The organism is Corynebacterium auriscanis, assembly GCF_030408435.1.
Taxonomy (GTDB): Bacteria; Actinomycetota; Actinomycetes; order Mycobacteriales; family Mycobacteriaceae; genus Corynebacterium; species Corynebacterium auriscanis.
In genome coordinates this window covers 2,304,759-2,328,993 of sequence record NZ_CP047046.1, presented here as the reverse complement: position 1 = coordinate 2,328,993, position 24,235 = coordinate 2,304,759, and the positions used below count along the sequence as shown (strand labels likewise).

Here is a 24,235-nt window from a genome sequence, read left to right as displayed (position 1 = left end):
AGTCTGTAAGGAGAAGAAACTTTCATGAGTGAAGTAATTAACCACCCGCACAATCAGACCGCGGACTTCAACTACGACGAGGCAGTGGCAGCATTCTCTGCTCCCGAGTCCTCCGTAGCTGGTGTGAGTGTAGGTAAGGTCCTCAAGGACAATGCTCCTCACGCTGTCAGCCAGGACAAGCAATGGCAGTACGCCAAGGAGCACTTCGGCATGGTTTCGCCGCTGAACCGCTCCAAGTTCCGCATTCTCATCGTCGGCACCGGCTTGGCCGGTGGTGCTGCAGCAGCCGCGCTGGGCGAGCTGGGCTACGACGTTAAGGTTTTCACCTATCACGATTCCCCACGCCGTGCGCACTCCATTGCCGCGCAGGGTGGTGTGAACTCTTCCCGTGGTAAGAAGCTGGATAACGATTCCACCTACTTGCACACCAAGGACACGGTCAAGGGTGGCGACTACCGCTGCCGCGAGAATGACTGCTGGCGATTGGCTATGGAGTCTCCCAAGGTCATCGACCACATGAATGCCATCGGCGCACCGTTCTCCCGTGAGTACGGCGGTACCCTGGCCACCCGTTCCTTCGGTGGCGTGCAGGTGTCCCGCACCTACTACACCCGTGGTCAAACTGGTCAGCAGCTGCAGCTGGCCACCACTTCGGCTCTGTACCGTCAGATCGGTGCTGGCCATGTGGAGATCTTCACCCACAGCGACCTCGTTGACCTCATTGTTGAGAACAACAAGTGTGAGGGTGTGATCATGCGCAACCTGATCACCGGCGAGCTCACCGCTCACACTGGCCACGCAACCGTTCTGGCCACCGGTGGTTACGGCAACGTGTACCACATGTCAACGCTGGCGAAGAACTCCAACGCTTCCGCCATCATGCGCGCCTACGAGCTGGGTGCTTACCTGGCGAACCCGTCCTTCGTGCAGTTCCACCCAACGGGTCTGCCAGTGAACTCCACCTGGCAGTCTAAGACCATCCTGATGTCGGAATCCCTCCGCAACGATGGTCGTATTTGGACTCCGAAGAAGAAGGGCGACGAGCGCAAGCCAAACGACATCCCAGAGGAAGAGCGCGACTACTTCCTGGAGCGTCGCTACCCAGCGTTCGGTAACCTCGTGCCTCGCGATATTGCATCTCGTGCAAACGCGCAGCAGATCAACGCGGGTTATGGCGTAGGCCCAATGAAGAACTCCGTGTACCTCGACTTGGGTGATGCAATCCAGCGCTTAGGCAAGGACACGATTCGTGAGCGCTATTCCAACCTGATTCAGATGTACGAAGAGGCCATCGGTGAGTCCGCGTACGAGACCCCGATGCGTATTGCCCCAACCTGCCACTACACGATGGGTGGCCTGTGGGCAGACTTCAATGAGATGACCTCAATCGAAGGCCTTTTCTGCTCCGGTGAGGCTTCCTGGATGTACCACGGTGCTAACCGTTTGGGTGCTAACTCCCTGCTGTCCTCCTCCGTGGAAGGCTGGTTCACCCTGCCGTTCACCATCCCGAACTACCTGGCTCCACTGCTGGGCGAGCCAGTTCCGGATGCGGAGTCCCCAGCAGCTAAGGCCGCTTTGGACCGTGCTAAGGGTCGGATCGAGCGCATCATGAGCATCCGCGGTACTGATCCACACGGACCGGAGTACTACCACCGCAAGTTGGGTGAAATCCTCTACTTCTCCTGTGGCGTGTCCCGCAATGTCGAGGACATGAAGAAGGGCATCGAGGACATTCGCGCCCTACGTGCTGACTTCTGGGCTAACGTCCACATTCCGGGTAATTCCGGCGAAATGAACCAGGTTCTGGAGTACGCAACTCGCGTAGCTGACTACCTGGATCTAGGCGAGCTCATGTGCGTAGATGCACTTGACCGCGACGAGTCCTGTGGTGCGCACTACCGTGATGACCACCTATCCGAGGACGGCGAGGCCCAGCGTGATGACGACAATTGGTGCTTCGTTTCCGCTTGGCAGCCAGATGGCGAAAACAAATTCATTCGCCACTCTGAGCCGCTGTTCTTCGACCGCATCCCGCTGATGACAAGGAATTACAAGTAATGAAACTGCATCTTGAAATCTGGCGTCAGGCGGGCCCGAGTGCTGAAGGCCACTTCGAGTCTGTCGATGTCGACGACGCCGTAGAGCAGATGTCCATCTTGGAACTGCTCGACCACGTCAACAACTCTTATGTCGAGGCCGGCAAGGAGCCATTCGCATTCGCCTCTGACTGCCGTGAAGGTATCTGTGGTACCTGTGGCCTCCTGGTCAACGGTCGCCCACACGGCCCCGACAAGAACAAGCCAGCTTGTCAGCAGCGCCTGTTCTCTTTCAGCGACGGCGACACGCTCAAGCTGGAGCCACTGCGTTCCGCCGCGTACCCAGTAATCAAGGACATGGTCGTTGACCGTTCCGCGCTGGACCGCGTTATGGAAAAGGGTGGCTTCGTCTCCGTCATGGCAGGCACCGCTCCAGATGCCGACTCCCTGGCTGTTAACCACTCCGACGCCGAAAAGGCCCTCGACCACGCAGCCTGCATCGGCTGTGGTGCTTGTGTGGCTGCGTGCCCCAACGGTGCTGCGCACTTGTTTACCGGTGCGAAGCTGGTTCACCTTACTCTGTCCCCAATGGGGCGCCAGGAGCGTGGGCGCCGTGCGCGCAAGATGATCGATGAGCTAGAAACCAACTTCGGCCACTGCTCCCTGTTCGGCGAGTGCGCTGACGTCTGCCCTGCGGGCATCCCCCTGACGGCTGTGTCCGCGGTCACAAAGGAGCGCGCACGTGCTTCTTTCCGCGGTAAGGACAACTAAGCTAGTCACTGATTAAAGAATTCTGAAGGAAAGTAGGAATAGACGATGGCTATCCCAGCTGAGCTCTACATGGAGAAGCACTACGCGGACGATTACGTTCCTGTGAGCTTCGAAGCGCCACACTCCTCCCTGCTGCGTACCGCAACATGGGTGGGTATGGGCTTCATCCTGACCTCCCTGGCATTCCTCGGAGCGTTGGTATTTGGTCTCGCCAATATGGTTAATGGAGTTCAGGAGAACGCCACGACCCTCACCATCGGTGCGGCTATCTTGGCCGCGTTTTTCCTGTTCGGTGGTTTCTTCTTGGTCCACCTCGGCCGGAAGAACTATCGCGAGTACGTCAAGCGCTCCGGGCGTATCCACTAGGGCAAGCCCCGTTAGACGGATAACGTCTGATTCACAGTTCGCCAGTGGCGCTGCCATAGCGCTGTAGACTGGCACCTCCACAAAGGCACCGTGGCCTCACGTAGGCACACGGTGCCTTTGCTTGTTTGTGCTCCTGCCCACCCTCCTCGTCCGACCTACGGGTTATTTTCCGTCGCCGGTATCACTACGGGGCATCCCAATGGAATAATGGGGCGGGTGACTGTGGTGAATGAAAATGGGGATAGCGTGGCGTCGGACCAGATAAACGGACTACCGGTGCCAGGGCCAAGCCCCGAGGCCGAAGCGGAACGGCGTGCGGACCTACGCAAGCACAAAGCGATTGCGACGGGGCTACTGGTCCTTGCGACCTTGATCTACGTGCTGATGCGCTGGATGGAATACCAAGGCAACCCGGGGCGATGGATTGGATATGTGCGGGCGGCATCTGAGGCGGGAATGGTCGGCGCCCTGGCGGACTGGTTCGCGGTGACGGCGCTGTTCCGCCACCCGCTGGGAATCCCCATCCCGCACACGGCGATCATTAAGCGCAAGAAAGACCAGGTGGGTCACCAGCTCAGCGAGTTCGTGGGGGAGAACTTCTTCAACTCCGCTGCGATTACTGAACAGTTGCGCAAAGCCAAGATCCCCAAGCTGATCAGCGATCAGTTGCTGGCCGGGAACAACGCGGAACGCGCCAGTGAACAGATTTGCCATGTGGTGGATCGGGCGGTCAATGATATCGATCCGGCGATGGCCGAGCACGTGTTGCGGGCGGTGGTGGTGGACAAGCTCAACGAGCCGATGTGGGCGCCACCGCTGGGCCGAGGGCTGGAGCAGCTGATCGAAGAGGGCCGGACTGAGCCCATCGTCGACGCCGTGGTGGTATGGATGGACGATCGTGCGCACAACAGTGAGGATTTTGTGGTGCGCCTTATCGACGAGCGCACCCCCACCTGGGCACCGCGGTTCATTCGAGACCTGGTGGGGTCGAAGGTGTACACGGAGCTGGTCGGGTTCACGCACGATGTGCGCCACAACCCGGACCACGATGCCCGCCGGGAGCTGCGGAAATTCATTGCCACGTTGGCGAAAGACCTACAGCACGATCCGAAGATGATCGAACGAATAGAGAAGTTCAAGAGCGAAGTCATGACGTCCGGACCAGTGCAGGCGCTTCCGGGGAAGCTCTGGGAAGGCGCGCGGGTTACGCTGACGGACATGGCCCGCGACGAGCACTCCGTGCTGCGGGTCAAGATTGCCGAATGGCTGCGTGAGGCCGCCGATAAGCTGCGCAGCGATCCTGAATGGGCCGCCCGCCTGGAGGACGGGATCGTGCGCGTAGCCAGCTATGTGGCGGAAAACCACGTGGATAAGGTCACGGGTGTTATTGGTGAAACCGTGGAACGGTGGGACGCGGAAGAGGCTTCCGACCGCATCGAATTGATGGTGGGTAAGGACCTGCAGTTCATTCGCGTTAACGGCACTGTCGTGGGCGCTTTGGCCGGACTGGCGATTTACACTCTGACTGAGTTGATCTTCGCGGTATCATAACCGTCATGACGGCGATTTGGGCAATAGCAGCAGGCATCCGATGGATCTACTTGGTCATCATTGCGATTGTGTTGATTCTTTCGATCGTCGGGCTGGTCACTGCAGTCGGCACGCGCGAAGATGCTTTCACGGTCATTGACCGCCAGAAGCAGAACTGGTTGATGCTCATGGGTGGCGCCACGGCTTTGTCCGTGCTTGCGCTATTCGTCAATTTCGACATGTTGTGGATCATCGCCGCGGTCATTGTGGGCATTTACTGGCAGGACGTGCGCCCGGGTGTGAACGATGCCTTGGGCAATGCGGGTGGTTCGTGGTGATCGACACATCCAATCTCACTCGGGACTTTGTCGCTGGACTTCTGGATTACACGCTGTTAAAGCCGGAGGCTACGCGCCATGATGTTGCTTCTCTTATCGACGCCGCCACGCGCCTGAAGTGCATGGCCGTCTGTGTGTCCCCGTCGATGCTGCCTCTCGCGGGGCGTGCGGGGACTGAGGGCGATGCGGCTCCCATTCGTATCGCAACCGTAGCGGGTTTCCCCAGCGGTAAGCACGCTAGCTTGATTAAAGCCACCGAGGCGCGCCTAGCGGTGCAGTGTGGTGCTGATGAGGTGGACGTTGTCATTGATGTGGCGGCAGCCATCGCCGAGGATTCGAACGCGTTGCTGAGTGAGCTGATGACTATACGCGAGGCGATCCCGCGGCCGGTTGTGCTCAAGGTGATTCTGGAGAGTGCTGCGCTTACGGAGCAGCAATTGCGCGTGGCGGTGCGCGCGGCGGTCAACGCTGGCGCTGATTACGTTAAAACCTCCACGGGGTTCCACCCTGCGGGTGGCGCCACCGTGGAGGCTGTGAAGATCATGGCCCAGGAACTACAGGCTATGAAATGCCAAGCTCCGTTAGGGATGCCCGATGAGGTCATGCAAGCCCAAGGATTGGTTGGGTTAAAGGCTTCGGGCGGAATTCGCGACTGGGATAGCGCTGTTGCCATGATCGCAGCGGGAGCTACCCGCTTGGGGGTCTCGGCTGCGCCGGCTATCCTCGAGGGCGTTAAGCAGCCCGGCTGGAACCGTAGCCCCCACCGCTAGAGCCGTACGGGCGATCTGGTTGAACGGGGTTTTCGTCTTGGTTGCTGTCGCTGCCACTGCTGCCACCACTGCCCCCCTGATCGCCGCCACCTTGATCCGTTGTCGCACCCTGGCCTCCGACCTTGGCCAGGTCGACATCTGTACCGTGCATGTGTATTTCCATACCACGCTCGGTGACCTTGACGTCCGTGACGTCCATGCCTTCAATCATCCCGCCTTGGGATTGCTTGGTGAGGGAGTCACGAATCGAGTTAACAATCGTTTCGGGCAAGTCGAACCCCAGCACTTTTCCACCTTCAACGTCCATGGTCAGATTGCCATTTTCCGCCTTGGGTTTCATCGAGAGTTTCGCTAGGCCGCCGCCGATCTCGAAGTCCAGTACTCCGGACTCCGGATCGGTTTTAATGCCGGTGAGCGTGAACATACCTGCCAGGGCGTTGTTGGAACTCGACGAGCTTTGCGATTGGTTTTTCTGAGCTTGGGCCAGCATCAATTCGGTAGGAATCTCGGATTGCATGGTCAAATCGCTTGCACGCATATCCGATTCAGATTTGCCCTTGATTCCCTTGGCAAGGATGTGCACTTCTGGGTTGCCATCGACCTGCGGTGTGCCCTGATCACCGTTTGGATGAGAGATCTTGAGACTGGAGGGGATTGTGATGTCCACCTGCTTAATGTTGCCTCCCAGTGCTCCGAGCAGAAGAGAACTGGATCCAAAGCTGACCTTCGGGTCGCTGGTAATAGCGGTGTTGGACTGTGCCGCTTGCTGCTTCACGCCATCTACGATTTGCCCCTTGACGTAAGCGCGTAGGCCGAATTCTGCTAGGGCGATGAGGAGCAGAAGAACTACCAAGATGCTCAGAAGGATTGTTAGGCCCTTCTTGGACTTCTTCTGGGGTTGGGGCTGGGCGTTCCACGAGGACTGCGCGTCCTGTGTGGGTTGCCCACCCCACGACGGCTGTGGGTTTGAGTAAGGCTGTTGCGGTGTATTCACCCAAACTAGTTTTCCCTAAACAGGTGGATTTCTCCACATGGTTAGGGAAGTTCCCATCGAAGATTTAGATTTACAGGTTCTCGTTAATCCAAGCTTCGAGCAGGCCGGCCTCGCGGGTCAGGAAATCTTCCAACCACTCGGCAACCTTGGGCTCCAGAACGGCACCCATCATGGGGATTTTCACATCTACGGTGGAATCTGCGTTCAGGGTGGTAGTTTCGCCTGCACCGGTCAGCTTGACCTCGGAATCGAAGGTAACGGGAGCACCCTTGATCTCTGCGTGCATCTCGCCTGTGGTGGTTTCCTCGGCAAGTGGGCCGAACTTTACTGCGCGCTTCAGCTTCAGGTCCTGCGAAACCATGGCGCGTACGGCCTCTGGTAGAGCGGCCTTTGGAAGCAGCTCAAACAGTACGACCTCGATTGGGTCGGGGGTGAAGGAATTTACTTCGCCAGGTTCGTCGCCGATCTTCTCGGCTTCGTAGTCCCAGTACGCCTTCGAGGACAGGGCCTCGTAGACCTTTTCAATTGGTGCGTTGATAGTTGCAGTGTTCTCACTGTGAGTAGTCATGACAACAGACTACCTTTATAAGAGTGACGAATTCGGATACTGAGCTAAAGACCATCGCTAAAGACCTCGTGGCCTGTGCACAATCTGCTGACATTGAGGCGGTAGACACGACATTTGCCGAGCTCACCACCCTTCGCATCGGTGGTCGGCCCGCTGGTGTTATCAAATGCCTCTCGCCCGAGGCTTTACGTTGGGTGGTTTCTGAACTCGACGCCACCCGCACTCCGCTTATTGTCGTGGGTGGGGGATCGAACCTGGTGGTGGGGGATGGTCCGCAGGTTTCCGATCTAGTCGTTGTTTGGGTGACAACCTCGGATTCTCCTGAAAACGGTTCCCACGCTGCTGTTTGGAATCACGGTGCTGCCGAGGGGCATGTTGCCATCGACAAATCCACTGGGCTTGTCCGGGCGTACGCCGGCGTGGAGTGGGACCAGTTAGTAGCAGCGACCGTTGCTGCCGGACTGGGCGGGTTGGAGTGCCTTAGTGGCATTCCCGGTTCGGTGGGTGCTACGCCGGTTCAGAATGTCGGGGCATATGGTGCTGAAGTCTCGCAGGTTCTCAAGCGGGTGCAGCTGTATGACCGCGAGGCGAAGACGTGGGAGTGGGTGCAGCCGGAGGCCTTAGACTTGGCGTATCGCTATTCCAATCTGAAATTCACTAACCGTGGAGTGGTCACCGCCGTGGAGTTCCAGCTGCGTACGGATGGCTTGTCAACCGCGCTGCGTTTCGGAGAGCTTGCTCGTCGTGTGGGCGTTACTGCGGAAGAGGCCACCGCCGATGCACGGCGTCCAGTCGCCGAGGTGCGCGAGGCGGTGCTGCAGCTGCGCGCAGGTAAGGGCATGGTTTTAGATCCGGAAGATCACGACACGTGGTCTGCAGGATCGTTTTTCACTAACCCCATCGTGGAAGGCGAGGCAGCCCGGGATGCGGTTATTGCCGCGGTCCGGCAGCGATGTGGCGACGAGGAAGCCGATTCCATGCCCGTTTATTCCGCGGGGCGCAGTGCGGTTGGGGATAATGCGGATAAGGGTAGGGCAACTACACGCAGCCTTTGTGCTCCGACTTCATCCGAGAGTCTCGAGGGGACCCTCGAAAGGAGCCTCGAAAGGAGCCCCGAGGAGAATCCTGTCGAGCGTTACAAGTTCTCCGCCGCATGGTTGATCGAACGCGCGGGGTTTTCGAAGGGATGGCACGTGGAGGGTAATACTGTGGCCTCGCTATCCACCAAACACACTCTGGCCCTCACTAATCGTGGCGGGGCCACCAGCGCGGATATTGTCCAACTGGCCCGCGCTGTGCGCAATGGGGTGTGGGAGGCTTTTGGAGTAGAGCTCGAACCTGAGCCGATTTGGCTGGGACTAACCATCTGATGTGGCTGGGACTAACCTTCTGATGTGGCTGGGAGCAACCATCTGATGTGGCCCGCCACGGTGGAATGAGCACTACTTGCGAAAACAGATCCAAGGAGAATCGGAGAACCAACATGACCGACTTTTTAACCCCACCGGCTGTCGTGGACTGGGAAGGTGTGGCCGGTGGCGTTGTGCACGCTTTGCCCGCTGACCTTGGGGAAGCCTTGCGGGCCGAACCCGCTACGCTCGAGTTGTGGCAGAACCTTACCCCACTGGGTCGCAATGAATTCATCTGCTGGGTGACCAGCGCTAAGAAAGCGGAAACCCGAGCTCGGCGTATTCGCCGAACCCGGGAGGAACTAGAAGAAGGCATGCGGCGCCCTTGCTGTTGGCCAGGGTGCGCTCACCGGGAGCGTACGGGCAAGGCCTAGGTACTTCCCGGATAGCTTCTCTGGGCTATCTACTTCTTGCCCTCAATCTCCAGCACCAGATCCTTCACCTCGCGGCGACGGATCTTACCGATCAAGTCGGCCGGCATTTCGTCAATGACAAAGTAGCGACGTGGCACCTTGTATCGCGTGAGGCCTTCACGGGCCCATTCGCGGACCTTGTCGGCGTCGAAATCAGATTCCTGAACCCCAGGGGCCAGAACTACCGCAGCAACGACCTCCTCCGAGCCATCGTCGAGTGGTAAACCGACCACACCGGCCTTTTGGATCTGCTCGTGCTCCTCGAGGAATTCCTCCACCTCAGCAGGGTAAATGTTGAACCCGCCGGTGATGATCATTTCCTTGATACGCGAGACGATTCGGATGAAACCGTCTTCCTCCATCACGGCCATGTCCCCAGTACAGAACCAATCCTCGAAGAACGGTTGATCCTCGTCTGGGATGTTGATGTAGCCGTCGAAGACCTGCGGGCCACGAACTAGCAGCTCGCCAGCCTCACCATCGGGCATGGTGCGGGACAGATCGTCGGGGTCAGCTACACGCAGCTCGGTATCTGGGAATGGAATACCGATGAAACCCGCGCGGCGGTCAGGCGTGATGGGGTTTGCCACAATGATGGGGGAAGTTTCGGTGAGACCGTAACCTTCCACGATCTTTCCGCCGGTCTTCTTTTCCCAGCGTTGGGTGGTCGCAACGGGTAGGGGAGCCGCGCCTGACAGCGCATTGCTGATGCCGCGCAGATCGATGTCGTGCTCGTCTGCGGCTTCCATGATCTTGTCGTACAGCGGGGGTACGCCTGGCATGTACGTGGGCAGCTCCTTATTGAGCTGATCCACGATGAGAGGGATTTCGGGCTTCGGCAGCAATACCAGCTTGCCGGCGGTGGCCACGCCCAGCGCAGCGGTCAACGTCAGCCCGTAGATGTGGAATAGAGGCAGGGCAGCTAGGTACTTTTCTTGGCCCGACGCCCCCAAGTCCTTAACCCAAGCCAAGCCCTGGACAACGTTTGCCATGATGTTGCCATGCGTTAGCTGCGCACCCTTGGGCTTGCCGGTAGTGCCAGAGGTGAACATGATCACGGCTGGCCAGCTGCCGTCCACACCATCGGCGGTGCGTACGTTTGAACCATTGCCACCGAAGCTCTTATCCAGCAACTTGCTGAAAGGAATGGTGCCGTTCGCGGGAGCGTGTAACTGGTCACGCTTCTCGCGGATAGCTTTGATCGGCAGCTTCAGTGCAAGGCGCTTGACCAGTGGCATCGCCTCGATCATGTTGACGGAAATGACTTTCTCCAGCGGTGTTTTCCCCACCAGCTGTTGACACAGGGGAGCGACCTTGTCCCATGCGATCACGATCTTTGCCGCGTGATCCTTGAAGGGGCCTTCCAGTTCCCGTGCGGTGTACAGCGGGTTGTGCGTTGCCACCACACCGCCCAAGCGCTGGATTGCGAAGAAGGAGATCAGTGCCTGCGGGCAGTTCGGCAGTACCATAGCGACGCGATCGCCCTTGCGAACACCCAGCTCACGTAAACCGGCTGCGACGGAGTTGACTTGGTCCCGGAATTCCCCGTACGTGGTGGATGCGCCAAAGAACTCGATGATTGTCTTGTCTTGGTTGGCATCCACCGTGCGATCGAGCATGTCGAGCAGGGAATCGTTGTTGTACTCCAGGCTGTGGGGGGTCCAGTCTGCGTAGTACTTCAGGTAGGGCTTCTCCTTCCAAGCCGTGCCTTCGGGGGCGTGGGCAGCCGGTCCGGATCCGGGGGTTTCGGTGGGGTTTGTCATCGTTTCAGTCCTTCACTACGCAGTAAAACCCGCTGGTGCGAGTTAATGGGCTGGGGTTGCATTGAACTAAGCCTAACGAAACAAATACGAATTCCACGCGGAATCCAATAATTCGTGCAAAGGGGGTGTAAAACAGTGCGAAAGGGGCACACTGCGGTGGGGCTTCGCTGCGACGGGCGTTCTACAATAGCGGTCATGCGCGTGGCGATGATTTCAATGCACACCTCTCCCTTAGAACAGCCCGGTGTGGGTGATGCCGGGGGGATGAATGTTTATATTCGCAACAGCGCCATGCAGTTGGCGGCCCTCGGGGTGGAAGTCGATGTGTTCACTCGGGCCACGCGCCCGCTGCAAGGGGAAGTTGTGCGCGTTGCGCCGGGTTTTCGCGTTATCAATTGCGTGGCCGGCCCTTACGAGGGGTTACGCAAAGAGGATTTGCCCACACAGTTGGCGGCCTTTACCGGCTCTGTGTGGACATTCGCGAAGGAGCACGGGATCACCTACCACCTCATCCATTCTCATTACTGGCTATCGGGTCAGGTCGGTTGGCTGCTTCGGGATCTGTGGCAGATTCCATGGGTGCACACGGCGCATACGTTGGCTGCCGTGAAGAATAACTCCCTGGCCGAGGATGACGTTCGCGAGCCGGAAACGCGGCGTATTTGCGAGCAACAGATTGTGGATAACGCCGATTTGCTCATCGTTAACACCGAAGCTGAGGTGGCGGATCTTGTTGCAGGGTACGACGCCTCCACGTGCTCCATCGGCGTGGTCGCCCCTGGGGCGGACGTAGAGCACTTCACTCCCGGCTCGGATCGTGCCACCGAACGCAGTCGGCGAGAGTTGGGTATCCCGCTGAGGGCGAAAGTCATTGGGTTTGTGGGGCGTCTACAAAAGTTTAAAGGCCCACACTTGTTGCTGCGTGCGGTGGCCGAAGTAGTGAAGCGCCATCCGGACGAGTTGGTGAGTGTGGTTATTTGTGGGGGGTCGTCGGGGTCCAACGGTAATAGCTTGGCGGAGCTGAAAGAGCTGGCGATTGAGCTGGGTATTAGTTGTTATGTGCGGTTCCTCGCCCCTCGCCCCCCGGAGGAACTGGTGTCCGTCTACCAAGCGGCCGATATCATTGCGGTGCCGAGTTCAAATGAATCGTTTGGGCTGGTCGCACTGGAAGCGCAGGCGTGTGGTACTCCGGTCGTCGCAACGCGGATCGGTGGGCTGCCTATCGCTGTGGATGACGGCAGGTCTGGCTTACTGGTGGATGGGCGCGAGGTTTCCCAGTGGGCCGACGCCCTAGGCGAGCTGGTGACGGACGATTCCCGGCGCATCAAGATGGGCGAGTACGCGCCGCAGCACGCCGCGAAGTTTAGTTGGGCGGTATCTTCGGCTCGTTTGAAGGAGATCTACGAAAATCTGCCACCCGCGGGATTCGGCGGGGAGCGCCACCCGGAGGGGTAGGGGCCTTGTAGAGGGGCAGCCCGGAGGGGGCTGGCAGCAGGGCGAGGGGTAGTGCCGACTGGCTGGGGCTTTCTGGTTAGTGCTCTCTGGTTGGGGCCGACTGCCTGGGGCCTTTTGGTTAGTGCTCTCTGGTTGGGGCTGGCTGCCTGAGGCCGACCGGCTCGCGCCCTCTGGCTGGCGCCTACAAATTAGCGCCTTCTGGCTTGAGTTTTGACTGGGATTTGCATTGTTTCACAGTGTATGTTCGATTTTCTAAACTTTTGTCAGAGGGGATGTCTGGCGCTGACTTTATAGTGGTAGCAGGTGTTGAAACCTAGAGCCCGATCAGGAAACAGTGCAGGTAGAACACTAGAGCTTGGCCAGGAAACAGTGCAGGTAGAACGCTAGAGCTTGGCCAGGAAACAGTGCAGGTAGAACGCCAAAGCTTGGCCAGGAACGAATAAACGAAAACAGCAGCTAAAAACCGCGAACGCTTTATCAGCGTGGATGGGGATTTCCGCGCCGGGGAGGAAAACGATGTTCGACCAGCCCACTCAGCCCTACGAAGAACCAGAAGACCGCCAACCGCACCAGCGACAACAACCAGGCCAGACAGACCCACCTAACACCCCCACTCAACCCAGTTCATCTAGCGAACCGCACCAAACCAGTTCACCCGACAACCCCGTTCCAACCGGCCGGCCCACGGATCTTTTCGGCGAGCCCGTTGGTCCGCCTTGCGAGCAAGACGGCTCGGCTGGTGAGTTCGCACGTTCCGGCCCGGTTCCCAGCTGGCGAGTGACCGATCCCGCAGATGCACTGAGCGCATCGATGTGTGAAATCAATCGGGCGCATGTGCGCCTGGCTCGATCGTGTACGCCGGATATGGACGATTGCGTATCGGACGTGCAAACGCGATTGTCTGTCAGGCTCGGGCTGCCGGAATTTCGTGCTCTCACTTTGATCGAGATCGGACTCACATTTGAGAGATTTCCTTCCCTCGTAGAACTGGGGGAATCGGGAGCTTATTCCTTGGATATCTGGCGGATAGTTTCGGAGGGGTTGGCAGCCGTGAGTGATGAAGTGGCTTCACTCATCGAGCCACTTGTACGCGAGGCGATCTCACCCACTGTGAACAGTCAGGGAATGCTTGGGACGGGGACGATTCGGCGTCGGATAAGAGAAATAGTCGAGCAACATGAACCTTCCGCGCGGCCGAAAGATCCGAACGAAGACCCGCTGCCGAGAGAGAAGCCACAGGGAAGTGACGGGCCGGCGCTGCGATTGGATATAGACGACCGACCGGATGAAACCACTGAATTCTTCTTGAGTATGCCTAAATTAGAAGCGGCTGAAATGACCGCGGCACTAGACAACGTGCGGGCGAAGGAAAACTGCTCCCGGGCGGAGGCGTTGATGAAGCTGATTCGCGGGGAGACGAAGGCCGAAATCCACCTGAACTTGTACCGCCGAGTGGATTTGCCAGACTCCAAGATCTGGGCCGCCGGAGGATGGCTTGGATCTATGGCGACCGAGGAATGGCTGAAGCGAGTGACACACATCCAAGCGCCGGGTAAAGCAAGCAACGAGGGGTACTCTCCAACTCCAATCGTGCGGGCTAGTGTCGAGGGGAGGGACGGGACGTGTCGATTTCCCGGGTGCGAGGTGCCAGCGCACAAATGCCAGCTTGACCATGTACAGCGATACAACCACGAAAGACCTAGTGAAGGGGGTGCGACGGATACGTCGAATTTGCATTGTCTTTGCGCGAAGCATCACAACGCAAAGACAACCGGCGCGTGGGACGTGTCTATTGACCAAGACGGCATCGAAACCTGGACAAGTCAGGGCGATGGCCACATAGTCATGACGGCGCCGAATGGTCCACTCGGTCGTGAGACCTTCCGCCACCGAGCGGTGCGGCGCACTCTGGCCCTGGCGGAATACAACCGCAGGCGCCGACAACGGAACTTGGGAGACGAGCCACCATTCTAAGGGAACGAAGCGGGGGATAAAGAGATGGCCCACGGAGAGCGCAAGGGGGATGAATTACCTGCGCTGACAGTAACCTGCCTAATTTAGGTAGCGTTAGGAGTATGGATCGCAAAGGTATCTGCACATTGCTCGACCAAGCTCAGGTGGAGTACCAGGAACACGAAGACAACGTGGTTGTGGTTTTGCCAGGCGAGAAGCGCCTCAAAACCAACTGCATCTTCATTCCGCAGCAGGGGACGTTCCGCGTCGAGGCTTTCATCTGCCGCAAAGTGGAGGAAGCGCACGAGGAAGTATATAAACTTCTGCTCCAAGCAAACCGGCGCAGCCTCGGTGTGCACTACACCCTAGACCACAACAACGATATCTACCTGGTGGGGCAATTTCCTGATTCGACGACGGCCGACGATATTCAGCGCATTCTGGGACAGGTATTAGAGCGCGCGGACGCGGACTTCAACCGCATCCTAGAGCGCGGTTTTGCTTCGTCCATTCGTCATGAATGGGCTTGGCGGTTATCGCGTGGAGAGCCGACGTTTAACTTAGCGGCATTCGCGCACCTTAAACCCAGTGAAGCTGAAGTCAGCTTGCTGGCGCCGCCGCCGGGATCCAAGTTGGCGTCGAATATCCATAACCCGCGTGAGGATGAGCCTGACGAGAAACCCCAAGAAGACAAACGCCAAGACGACGAACCCCAAGAAGACAAATCCGAAGGCGAGAAACCCCAGCCGTAACCTGTAGCGATACCGCACGCTACGGGGATTCAGCTGTGGCAATATAGAACTATGACTGAGCAAACCTCCCTGAAGAAGCCATCCGAAGCTCGTGGCACCCTTATTCTGCTGCGACACGGTCAATCCGAGTGGAACGCTTCCAACCAGTTCACTGGTTGGGTCGACGTTGCGCTCACCGAGAAAGGCCGGCAGGAAGCCGTCCGTGGTGGCGAGATGCTGAAGGAAGCGGGTCTCGAGCCTGAGGTGCTGTACACCTCCCTGTTGCGTCGCGCGATCACGACCGCTGCCCTCGCCCTGGATGCCGCCGACCGCCACTGGATCCCTGTGATCCGCGATTGGCGCCTAAACGAACGTCACTACGGCGCTCTGCAGGGACTGAACAAGGCCGAGACCAAGGAAAAGTACGGCGAAGACCAGTTCATGAGCTGGCGCCGTTCGTACGACACCCCACCACCGGCGATTGAACTGGACAACGAGTACGCGCAGACCAACGACCCGCGCTACTCCAGCCTCAACGAGATCCCGCGGACCGAGTGCCTGCTAGACGTGGTCAAGCGCTTCATTCCTTATTACCAAGAGGAGATTGAACCTCGTCTCGCCAACGGTGAGACTGTGCTGATTGCCGCCCACGGTAACTCCCTACGCGCCTTGGTCAAGCACTTGGACAACATCAGCGACGAAGACATCGCCGGACTGAACATCCCAACCGGTATCCCGCTGGTTTACTTCACCGACGCCGATGGCAACGTCCTCAACCCAGGCGGTAACTACCTGGATCCAGAAGCTGCGGCTGCAGGCGCTGCTGCCGTAGCGGCGCAGGGCGAGAACAAGTAGTTGCCGTCAGCGATAGTTGTAAGTAATCAGTGAGCGCTGAGCTAATCGCAGGAAGCCTTGGCGGACTAGTCTGTGGCATCGCCATTGGCCTCTTTGCCATGTGGGCGTACCGCAAGAACATTAAGGCGCGCCGCAATGTTCGGACCCGCCATGAGCTGCAGGGGGACCGCGTGTCCACGGTGTCCCAAGTGCTCCACTACGCGATTCAGTCGGCGCCAACGGCCGTGGCTGTCGTGGATAAGCGCCGCAAGGTTGTGCTGTCCAACCCGAGCGCGCACGAGCTGGGCTTGGTTCACGAGCGCGCCCTGAACTCCGCAGTATGGAGCGTGGTTGAGAAAGTGCTCGGAGACCATGAACCACGCGAGGTAAACTTCCTACCCCCGCCGCGCCGTAGCGATCGCCCGGTGATCGCCGTGGCAGGACAAGTTCAGCTTCTGTCTTTGGTGGATGACCGCTTTGTGGTGATCTACGCTACGGACGATTCCGAACACGTTCGCATGGAGTCCGCGCGCCGTGACTTCGTGGCCAACGTCTCCCACGAACTTAAAACACCCGTCGGCGCCATCAGCTTGTTGGTGGAGACGATGATGGAAGTCAAGGACGACTCGGAAGCCGTCGAGTACTTTGGCGGAAAACTCCATGCCGAGGTCGCCCGTATGAACCAGATGATCACCGAACTCATCAGCCTTTCCAAGCTTCAAGGCGCGGAATCGCTGCCGGATCCGGATATCCTCAGTGTGGACAAGATTATCGACGAGGCCATCGACCGCTCGCGCATGTCCGCCGAGGCCGTGGGCATCGAGTTGAAAACTGACGACAAGAGTGGCGCGATGGTCCGAGGTGATCAAAGTCTGCTTGTCACCAGCGTCACTAACCTGATCACGAACGCCATTAACTACTCGCCCGAATCCACCCCGGTTTCCATCTCGCGCGAAGTCGTGGATGGCAACGTCATCATCCGAGTTACCGACAGGGGGATCGGCATCTCGCAGGAAGATCAAAAGCGCGTGTTCGAGCGCTTCTTCCGCGTGGATAAAGCCCGCTCCCGCAACACGGGCGGCACCGGGTTGGGCCTAGCGATCGTCAAGCACGTCATGGCTAATCATGGTGGCCGCGTGACGTTGTGGTCCCGGCCTGGTACCGGCTCCACGTTTGCTCTCGAGTTGCCGGCTTACGACGAGATCAAGGCCAGCACCGGGCGCTCCGTTCCCGAGGAACCCGTGGTTCCAAAGATGAAGCAGATCCTGGTGGAGGACGAGGCGTCGGAAATAGAATCGCAGCCACAATCGCAGCGACAATTGCACGCAGAAAAGGATTCCTAGAGCCCCGTCTACCCCGTGTGCTGGTTACCGCGCACGAAACGTGCGATGACGGTAACATTCACAGCAGGTAAACCCGCAACTTGTGGAAGGTCAGTTTCGCATCGTGACGAGCGTATTGATAGTTGAAGACGAAGAGTCTTTGGCCGAGCCCTTGGCGTTCCTTTTGAAGAAGGAGGGTTTTGAGGTTCATGTGGCGGCTGACGGCCCGACGGCGCTAGATACGTTCGCCGCTGAGAATATCGACATTGTTCTCTTGGACCTCATGTTGCCGGGGATGTCCGGCACCGAGGTCTGTCGTCAGCTGCGGCAGACATCCTCTGTGCCCGTGATCATGGTCACCGCCCGGGATAGTGAAATCGACAAAGTGGTGGGCTTGGAGCTGGGGGCGGATGATTACGTCACCAAGCCATACTCCGCCCGGGAGCTCATCGCCCGTATTCGCGCGGTGCTACGCCGAGGTGGGGAGCAGGAGCAGCCCGAGCAGTTCGATGACGGTCAGATCTTGCGTGAGGATCGCGTGGTCATGGACGTGGAGCGGCACATCGTCACCGTGGATGGTGAGCCCGTTCCCATGCCACTCAAGGAGTTCGACTTGCTGGAATACCTCATGCGGAATTCTGGTCGGGTTCTGACTCGCGGGCAGTTGATCGACCGCGTGTGGGGCGTGGACTATGTGGGTGATACGAAGACTCTCGACGTCCACATCAAGCGTCTACGCTCCAAGATCGAGCGCCACCCGTCTCGCCCGCAGCTGTTGCTTACGGTGCGAGGGCTGGGTTACAAGTTCGAGGGCTAGTTCTTCTTTTCTTCCCGACGCCCAGCTGCGACCGCCGTCGCGGGGTGTATAGCAAGAAGTGGAAACCCGCTGGGGGAGACCCTCGCCATCGCTTCGCGCTGGCGGCAGTGATCGGCGAGCACTTCATAGGAGGACTCACCGATCAGCTCAATCAGCTCGTCCCGGTGAGTGGACCAGATCGCGGGGGAATCGGCAGTCGGGGTATCCACAACGTGACAGTTGGGGTCGGTCGTGCAGTACCAATCGAAGTCCTCGCCCCCGTCCCCCCAGCCACGACGGTTGTATTCGGTAATCGTGGTGCGCAGCTGCTCGCGGCCGTCGGGACGGGTTTCCCAGGCCTCGAGGCGCCGCAGGGGGAGCTGCCAGCAGACTTCAGGCTTGGCGACGGTCAACGGGACATCGTTGTTCAACGCCCACCCGTGGAGCGCGCAACCCTTGTTGCCGTCGAAATCGGAGCGGTTGGCGAACACGCAAGCCCCGTTTGAGGTGATGGTCTTGAGCGCGGGTTCCATGTCACCCTCGTCGTTTTCTAGTTCGTCCCACTCCAACCAGGGTTCGAGGTCGGCAATATCGCCAACGGAACCATCACCGCGCTCAGTCCGGTTCAAACACCACCGGCGCAGCTGCCAGTCTTCATCAGTGAGGGCCTCGGCAACGGTCTTGAGTGCCTCGCGGTCATCGTCGTCGGTGAGGAACGCGCCGTGACCGCAGCAGCCCGCATCGGGATTCGAAGAATCGATGCCACGGCATGCACTGGTCCCGAAATGGCACCGGTATGTTGACAGCATCCATGTCAGATCGATCTGAATGATGTGCTCTGAATCTTCTGGGTCGAGATATTCAAGCCATTCGCGCGAGAAATCTACCGGCAATTCCTGACCCGCCTGCACGGACAAATCCGCTTTGGTTCCATCGGGGAAACCGCTGGCCAGAGGGGTATTGGGGGCTGGGGAAGAAGGGGGCGTCGACATAGAAAAGATAGTAGGCGACGGCCACGGGGCAGAAGAGTTCGATGTTCCACTCACGATATTCACCGTAGACGCGTTACTGTAAAGGGGTGCGATTAGGTGTGCTTGATGTTGGCAGTAATACGGTCCACCTCGTGGTGGTGGACGCCCACCGCGGTGGCCCGCCAACCCCGATGAGTAACTGGAAAACTCCCATGCGTCTGGTGGAGTACCTGGATAAGAAGGGAAACATCAACGACAAGGGCGTGGATAAGCTCGTGACCGGGGTTGCTCTGGCGAAGGAAATGTCCGAGCAGTTCCGGTGCGAGCAGATGCTGCCTTTTGCAACGTCGGCGATCCGGTCTGCATCCAATTCCGAGGACGTGTTAGATACCGTCGAGGATGAGACTGGGGTCCGCCTGCGGATCCTGACTGGTGAGGAAGAAGCGCGGTTGACGTTCCTGGCGGTGCGACGCTGGTACGGCTGGTCGGCGGGGCGGATTTGCGACCTAGATATTGGTGGCGGATCGTTGGAGATGTCCGTTGGAGTGGATGAGAACCCGGATGTCGCGTGCAGCTTGGATTTGGGTGCCGGCCGATTGACCCGGCAGTGGTTTGAGACGGACCCGCCGTCGCGGAAGGCCGTCTCTGAGCTTCGGGAATATATCGACGCCGAGCTGGAAGTGCCTGTAGAGAGGCTCTTGGGTGCTGGACCGATCGATTTGGCTGTGGGTACGTCCAAGACGTTCAGGATGCTGGCTCGACTGACTGGTGCTGCGCCTTCGTCGGCAGGCCCGCGAGTGAAGAGGACCTTGACTCAGGCGGGTCTGCGCCAGTTGATTGCGTTCATTTCGCGTATGACTGCGGCGGACCGAGCTGAGCTGGAGGGTGTGAGTTCCGACCGCTCTCACCAGGTCGTTGCGGGTGCGCTGGTCGCAGAGGCGGCGCTGCGCAAGCTGGAGATCGATTCGCTGCATATTTGCCCCTGGGCGCTGCGCGAGGGTGTGATTTTCTATCACACTGATCAGGAAGAGCTGCTGCGGTAGCTTCCTTGTAGGTGGTTGCCGCCCGGCGCGTTTTCGTGCGTTCTAGGGGGCAACGGGTAACATATCTGAACTGTAGGTTGAGCTTTAGACAATGATGGGACAAAAGGGATGAGCGAAAAGCTGACCGTCGCTGAGCTTTTGGCGAGGAGCGGCCGCACTCCGAAGGACGGCGAAGCCGATCGTCCGCGCCGCCGTCGTCGCAGCTTGGAGCATGGCGGTGTTTCTGTTGCTGAATTGACTGGCAACATCCCTGTTGTCAAAGATGAGCATCTTGAAGGGGAAGAGGGGGCGGAAAAGCCTGCTGAAAAGGCAGCGGCCAAGCTTGCTGAGAAGCCTGCCGAGAAACCAGCGGCCAAGGTTGTTGAGAAGCCTGCCGAGAAGCCAGCGGCCAGGGTTGCTGAGAAGCTTGTCGAGAAACCTGCGGCTAGGGTTGCGGAGAAGCCTGCTGAGAAGCCAGTGACCAAGGTTGCAGAGAAACCTGCGGCCAAGGTTGCCGAGAAGCCTGCCGAGAAACCAGCGGCCAAGGTTGCAGAGAAGCCTGTCGAGGCTCCACAGACGGGTACCGCAACTAAGGCACCGCGCCCTGCTGCAGGTGTTGCGGCCGCGGGTGCTGGTGCGGCTTCGAAGCCTGGCGCGAAGACAGAGGGGAAGGTCCCGGCGGAGGCACGGGAGCGTGTGGCGTCGAAAGAAAAGAAGCTGCCAGAAGAAAAACTGCCCGGAACGAAGAGCAATTCAGCCCCCCTTCCCGACAACGAAGAGGTCCGTAAGCTGCAGGCCCAGCTCGGGGAGCACGAGGTTCTTGAATATGAAGACGACCGCATCTCCTGGCCCGCGATGATCGTTCAGGCGCTGCTGGCCGTGGTGCTCGGCGTTGGCGTGTTCTTCGGATTCTCGATGCTGTGGGACCGGATGGGCGCAGGCATCGTTCTCATCCTTGCTTTGGCAGTCACTCTGTTCCTAGTGGGAATCGTGCATGCAATCCTTCGTCACAAGGACAAGTGGATTCTACTGCTGGCATTCATCGTTGGTCTGGTGCTGACGGTGGGACCGCGACTTATTTTGGGCATGTAGTGGCACTGAAGCTGCGCTGGTTGGAAACGACCGGCGCAGCTTTTTTATGTGCACGTCAGGGGGCGACGGTGGCGAGCTATCACGAAGGCTGGCACGCTGGAGTGCATGACAAACATTGGAATTATTGGTGGCGGAAATATCGGTGAAGCACTCCTGTCGGGAATTATTGCCGACGGAGGAGACGCGAAGAAGGTCGTTGTTGCTGACCGTGCGCAGAAACGCCTAGATTACCTCAAGGATAAATACGGGGTTATCACCACTTTGGAGGCAGTGGAAGCTGCAGAGGGCGCGGATATCCTCTTTAACTGTGTGAAGCCCGACGTTATTGTCCCAGTCTTCCAAGAGGTGGCCGATACCTTAGACGACAACGATAGTGAAACTGTGGTTGTCTCTGTGGCTGCGGGTGTGACCCTGGAATCGATGGAGGCGGCCCTTCCCGCTGGTACCCCGGTGGTGCGCATCATGCCAAACACCCCAATGCTGGTGGGCAAGGGTACCAGTGCGCTGGCCGGTGGACGGTTTGCTGAAGAGAATCACCTAGAGGCCGTGCAGGAAATCATGGGTAAGGTCGGCACCGCGGTCATCGTCAAAGAAAAGGACCTAGATGCAGTCACGGCAGTGTCTGGCTCCGGTCCTGCGTACTTCTTCTTGGCCGTTGAAGCGCTCGTGGATGCAGGCGTGCAACAAGGCCTACCGCGACCACTGGCGGAGCAGCTGGCGGTCTCCACGATTGAGGGCGCCGCAGCCATGATGGTGCGCGGACAAGAGGAAGAAGGCGGTGATGGCCCATCCGAGTTGCGTGCCAAGGTGACCAGCCCCGGTGGAACCACCGCCGCAGCCTTGCGCGCCCTGGAGGAACACGGTCTGCGGAAGGCTTTCTTCCACGCGGCAGAGGATTGCGCTAACCGTTCCCGTGAATTGGGGTAACCCCGGTATAACCCCCGGAGGAGGGGGCGCAACGATCACATTGGTCACATGCGTCCCCGCAGGTCATCGGGGTTCTCTGAAGTAACAAAAACATATATTTCCCCCTGAGCTCACACAAGTCACTACATTCACGTTATTATGGCCAAGAGCGATTGACGTGTGAAGTCCTGCAGGAGGGGAAGCCTGCAGCGCATGGCAGCGCAAGGAAAGTGAATTTACATGGCTAATAACGACAATGGAGCATTTTTGACCGTCGCGGAGGTTGCCAAACTGATGCGTGTGTCGAAGATGACTGTTTACCGTTTGATCCACTCCGAGGAACTGCCAGCTGTTCAGGTTGGCCGTAACTTCCGGGTGCGTGAAAGCGCAGTTAACGAGTACTTGGGTGCATCGGTGTACACACCTTCCCAGACCGGCTAAGACCGCGCTATTTAGCCAAGCCCCCACTTGCTCGGCGTCCCGGCCGAGTTGGTGGGGGTTTTTGGTTCTCACCAGCGGGGCAGGGTAAAGTAATGACCATTCGTGTCGGCACCGCCCCCGGCACCGTGGCTGCGGACCAAGCGTGAACTTGCGCTCCCCAGTGGCTCCTAAAGTTCACCGGCTTCGGTGGCTTGGAGGCAACAACGCTGGTGAGGGGTGCAAAATCGCCGGTACCGCGCGTTAGAAGATTTGTAAGCGAAGCGACGAAAAGCGAGGTTCCCGTTATGGGTTCTGTCATTAAGAAGCGCCGTAAGCGCATGTCCAAGAAGAAGCACCGCAAGATGCTCCGCCGGACCCGCGTTCAGCGACGGAAGCTCGGAAAGTAATCTCCGCGCCGGCACCTCCGCCGGACTGTGGAGATCGTATCCGCCCTACCTTGTTCAACCTTGTCCAAGGAGGGCGGATTTTCCGTGTTCGCAACGGGTACGGATTCCTGGCTTAGGCCACTACCGCCGGCGACCCCGCAGCTGGAGTGCCTCAATTCGAGCCCGGTTGCCGGCGTACTTCGCACTCGATTTGGCTGACGATGCGCTGTTGCGAACGCGTTGCCATGCGCGCTTGCGGCGGCGATAATCCCGCACTTCCCAGCCACGCTTTTTAGCTTCGGAGCGCAGGGCGGAATCCGGGTTGACCGTCACCGCAGTCCCCACCATGGACAATAGGGGTACGTCATTGACGGAATCGGAATAGGCCGTGCAGCGCTGCAGGTCTAGGCCCTCGCGCTCGGCAAGCGCAGCCACCGCATACTTCTTACCGGGGCCATGCAGGAGGTCGCCGACCATCCGGCCAGTGAACTTACCGTCCTTCACTTCGGAGACGGTGCCTAACGCCCCGGTGAAGCCCAGTTCGCGGGCAATGACCTGCGCTAACTGCACTGGGGTAGCGGAAACCAGCCACACCTGCTGGCCCGCCTGCAGGTGCATATCCGCCAGTTCTCGGGTGCCGGGGAAGATGCGTTCGGCAATTGTGGCCGCCCAGATTTCCTCGGCCAATGCCACGACCTCAGATTCTTCACGCCCCTTCACAAACCCCAAGGCCTGATCGCGACCCTCAGAAATATCGCCGGCATTCTCTTCGCCCACCAGCTGGAATTTCAGCTGTTTCCATGCGAATCCCACGATCTGACCGATCGTAAAAAACCGCCTCTTCGCCAACCCTCGCGCGAACAGCAAAATGGACGCGCCACGGATTAGCGTGTTATCCACATCGAAAAAGGCGGCCGCGCCAGGGTCCTGCGGGATGTTGGGATCCGGGACATTCAAATGATGGCGACCTCGCGCCGCGGCAGCCGCGCCCTCCACGTTGGCGATTCCACCCTGCAGTTGCTCCCGGGTCACGCTATGCTTCCACGCCGCATGCCCCAACCGGTCGTCTGTTTCAGTGACGGTGGGCTGGAGGGCTATTTTTGCCGACGCCTCGCCGGCCTCCCTTTGTGCGCTTTCCCCACGTGCTGGAAAAACCCGGCGGCTGAGGATTTCGCGGTAAACCCCCTGCGCGCGGCCATTAATCGCACGTGCAATACGGCCCGCGGACTGCTCTGTCCGTTCGTATTGGGCGACCGCGGCAGTATACAGATGACGGGGCTCGAATTTCACAGTCCCTAACTTACCGCAGGCTGCCTCGCATGCTGACGCGGATCTGGGTAGAAGGGGTTGTCGCGTGAGAGGACTAGACTCACGGGGGAAACGAATACG

At 58.8% G+C, this 24,235-nt stretch carries 24 protein-coding genes; 19 read left to right on the top strand and 5 right to left on the bottom strand.

What is annotated here, in order from left to right:
• Positions 1–24 precede the first annotated feature (24 nt).
• From CAURIC_RS09950 to deoC, 6 genes are all read left to right on the top strand, one after another.
• Positions 25–2,058 carry a fumarate reductase/succinate dehydrogenase flavoprotein subunit gene (locus CAURIC_RS09950; protein WP_035113547.1) on the top strand — a complete coding sequence of 678 codons (2,034 nt, stop codon included), beginning with the start codon at positions 25–27 and terminating at the stop codon, positions 2,056–2,058.
• Entirely contained in the window at positions 2,058–2,807 is a 750-nt protein-coding gene (locus CAURIC_RS09945) for a succinate dehydrogenase/fumarate reductase iron-sulfur subunit (protein ID WP_035113548.1), read from the top strand. The genes CAURIC_RS09950 and CAURIC_RS09945 overlap by 1 nt, the downstream gene beginning before the upstream one ends.
• 45 nt (positions 2,808–2,852) lie before the next feature.
• Positions 2,853–3,173: a hypothetical protein gene (locus CAURIC_RS09940; RefSeq protein ID WP_035113550.1), complete on the top strand. Its 321-nt coding sequence runs from the start codon at positions 2,853–2,855 to the stop codon at positions 3,171–3,173.
• A 207-nt stretch (positions 3,174–3,380) separates the two neighbouring features.
• Positions 3,381–4,724, top strand: coding sequence for a DUF445 domain-containing protein (locus tag CAURIC_RS09935; protein ID WP_084588116.1), 1,344 nt, complete (start codon positions 3,381–3,383; stop codon positions 4,722–4,724).
• Between the two features lie 5 nt (positions 4,725–4,729).
• A complete protein-coding gene (locus CAURIC_RS09930) occupies positions 4,730–5,041 on the top strand; it encodes a DUF2516 family protein (protein ID WP_070434597.1) in 312 nt (103 codons plus the stop codon).
• Positions 5,038–5,811 carry a deoxyribose-phosphate aldolase gene (deoC, locus tag CAURIC_RS09925; RefSeq protein ID WP_290182707.1) on the top strand — a complete coding sequence of 258 codons (774 nt, stop codon included), beginning with the start codon at positions 5,038–5,040 and terminating at the stop codon, positions 5,809–5,811. The genes CAURIC_RS09930 and deoC overlap by 4 nt, the downstream gene beginning before the upstream one ends.
• Here the strand turns inward: deoC and CAURIC_RS09920 are convergent.
• Together CAURIC_RS09920 and CAURIC_RS09915 are read right to left on the bottom strand one after the other, a co-directional pair.
• Positions 5,774–6,805, bottom strand: a complete 1,032-nt coding sequence (locus CAURIC_RS09920; protein ID WP_035113551.1) for an LmeA family phospholipid-binding protein — start codon at positions 6,803–6,805, stop codon at positions 5,774–5,776. The two genes, deoC and CAURIC_RS09920, sit on opposite strands and share 38 nt — an antisense overlap.
• Positions 6,806–6,875: 70 nt before the next feature.
• A complete protein-coding gene (locus tag CAURIC_RS09915) occupies positions 6,876–7,373 on the bottom strand; it encodes a DUF2505 domain-containing protein (protein WP_035113552.1) in 498 nt (165 codons plus the stop codon).
• 23 nt (positions 7,374–7,396) lie between these two features.
• On the opposite strand from CAURIC_RS09915, the gene CAURIC_RS09910 reads away from it, so the two are divergent.
• Together CAURIC_RS09910 and CAURIC_RS09905 are read left to right on the top strand one after the other, a co-directional pair.
• Positions 7,397–8,743 carry a UDP-N-acetylmuramate dehydrogenase gene (locus CAURIC_RS09910; protein ID WP_425474810.1) on the top strand — a complete coding sequence of 449 codons (1,347 nt, stop codon included), beginning with the start codon at positions 7,397–7,399 and terminating at the stop codon, positions 8,741–8,743.
• A 113-nt stretch (positions 8,744–8,856) separates the two neighbouring features.
• Positions 8,857–9,156, top strand: coding sequence for a YdeI/OmpD-associated family protein (locus CAURIC_RS09905; protein ID WP_052094908.1), 300 nt, complete (start codon positions 8,857–8,859; stop codon positions 9,154–9,156).
• A gap of 29 nt (positions 9,157–9,185) precedes the next feature.
• On the opposite strand, the gene CAURIC_RS09900 is transcribed toward CAURIC_RS09905, so the two are convergent.
• On the bottom strand, positions 9,186–10,958 hold the full coding sequence (locus CAURIC_RS09900; RefSeq protein ID WP_052094909.1) for a long-chain-fatty-acid--CoA ligase: 1,773 nt from the start codon (positions 10,956–10,958) through the stop codon (positions 9,186–9,188).
• 195 nt (positions 10,959–11,153) lie between these two features.
• Here CAURIC_RS09900 and mshA point away from each other — a divergent pair, with 195 nt between their 5' ends.
• The 6 genes from mshA (at position 11,154) to CAURIC_RS09870 (ending at position 18,070) form a co-directional block, all read left to right on the top strand.
• Positions 11,154–12,413 (top strand): D-inositol-3-phosphate glycosyltransferase, encoded by a 1,260-nt coding sequence (mshA, locus tag CAURIC_RS09895; RefSeq protein WP_290182701.1) that lies wholly within the window; start codon positions 11,154–11,156, stop codon positions 12,411–12,413.
• A gap of 516 nt (positions 12,414–12,929) precedes the next feature.
• Positions 12,930–14,387, top strand: a complete 1,458-nt coding sequence (locus CAURIC_RS09890; protein WP_235700699.1) for an HNH endonuclease signature motif containing protein — start codon at positions 12,930–12,932, stop codon at positions 14,385–14,387.
• Positions 14,388–14,488: 101 nt separating this feature from the next.
• A complete protein-coding gene (locus CAURIC_RS09885; protein ID WP_084588117.1) occupies positions 14,489–15,118 on the top strand; it encodes a type III secretion system chaperone family protein in 630 nt (209 codons plus the stop codon).
• A gap of 51 nt (positions 15,119–15,169) precedes the next feature.
• Positions 15,170–15,952: a phosphoglyceromutase gene (locus tag CAURIC_RS09880; RefSeq protein ID WP_052094910.1), complete on the top strand. Its 783-nt coding sequence runs from the start codon at positions 15,170–15,172 to the stop codon at positions 15,950–15,952.
• Between the two features lie 29 nt (positions 15,953–15,981).
• Positions 15,982–17,274, top strand: a complete 1,293-nt coding sequence (locus tag CAURIC_RS09875) for a sensor histidine kinase (RefSeq protein ID WP_084588118.1) — start codon at positions 15,982–15,984, stop codon at positions 17,272–17,274.
• Between the two features lie 103 nt (positions 17,275–17,377).
• Positions 17,378–18,070 carry a response regulator transcription factor gene (locus CAURIC_RS09870; RefSeq protein WP_035113832.1) on the top strand — a complete coding sequence of 231 codons (693 nt, stop codon included), beginning with the start codon at positions 17,378–17,380 and terminating at the stop codon, positions 18,068–18,070.
• On the opposite strand, the gene CAURIC_RS09865 is transcribed toward CAURIC_RS09870, so the two are convergent.
• The gene (locus CAURIC_RS09865; protein WP_290182697.1) at positions 18,067–19,041 is read right to left on the bottom strand and encodes a DUF3109 family protein; all 975 of its coding nucleotides are present in this window, start codon (positions 19,039–19,041) and stop codon (positions 18,067–18,069) included. The genes CAURIC_RS09870 and CAURIC_RS09865 overlap by 4 nt on opposite strands.
• Positions 19,042–19,127: 86 nt before the next feature.
• Between CAURIC_RS09865 and CAURIC_RS09860 the strand changes: the two genes are divergently transcribed.
• The 5 genes from CAURIC_RS09860 (at position 19,128) to CAURIC_RS09840 (ending at position 22,867) form a co-directional block, all read left to right on the top strand.
• A complete protein-coding gene (locus CAURIC_RS09860; RefSeq protein ID WP_035113553.1) occupies positions 19,128–20,063 on the top strand; it encodes a Ppx/GppA family phosphatase in 936 nt (311 codons plus the stop codon).
• Positions 20,064–20,171: 108 nt separating this feature from the next.
• On the top strand, positions 20,172–21,134 hold the full coding sequence (locus tag CAURIC_RS09855; RefSeq protein ID WP_035113554.1) for a hypothetical protein: 963 nt from the start codon (positions 20,172–20,174) through the stop codon (positions 21,132–21,134).
• A gap of 105 nt (positions 21,135–21,239) precedes the next feature.
• A complete protein-coding gene (gene proC / locus CAURIC_RS09850) occupies positions 21,240–22,061 on the top strand; it encodes a pyrroline-5-carboxylate reductase (protein ID WP_035113555.1) in 822 nt (273 codons plus the stop codon).
• Positions 22,062–22,280: 219 nt separating this feature from the next.
• Positions 22,281–22,481, top strand: a complete 201-nt coding sequence (locus tag CAURIC_RS09845) for a helix-turn-helix domain-containing protein (RefSeq protein ID WP_035113556.1) — start codon at positions 22,281–22,283, stop codon at positions 22,479–22,481.
• A gap of 284 nt (positions 22,482–22,765) precedes the next feature.
• Positions 22,766–22,867: a 30S ribosomal protein bS22 gene (locus CAURIC_RS09840; protein WP_003855542.1), complete on the top strand. Its 102-nt coding sequence runs from the start codon at positions 22,766–22,768 to the stop codon at positions 22,865–22,867.
• A gap of 120 nt (positions 22,868–22,987) precedes the next feature.
• Here CAURIC_RS09840 and CAURIC_RS09835 read toward each other — a convergent pair whose 3' ends face one another.
• Positions 22,988–24,136 (bottom strand): HAD family hydrolase, encoded by a 1,149-nt coding sequence (locus tag CAURIC_RS09835; RefSeq protein WP_290182694.1) that lies wholly within the window; start codon positions 24,134–24,136, stop codon positions 22,988–22,990.
• Between the last annotated feature and the right edge of the window lie 99 nt (positions 24,137–24,235).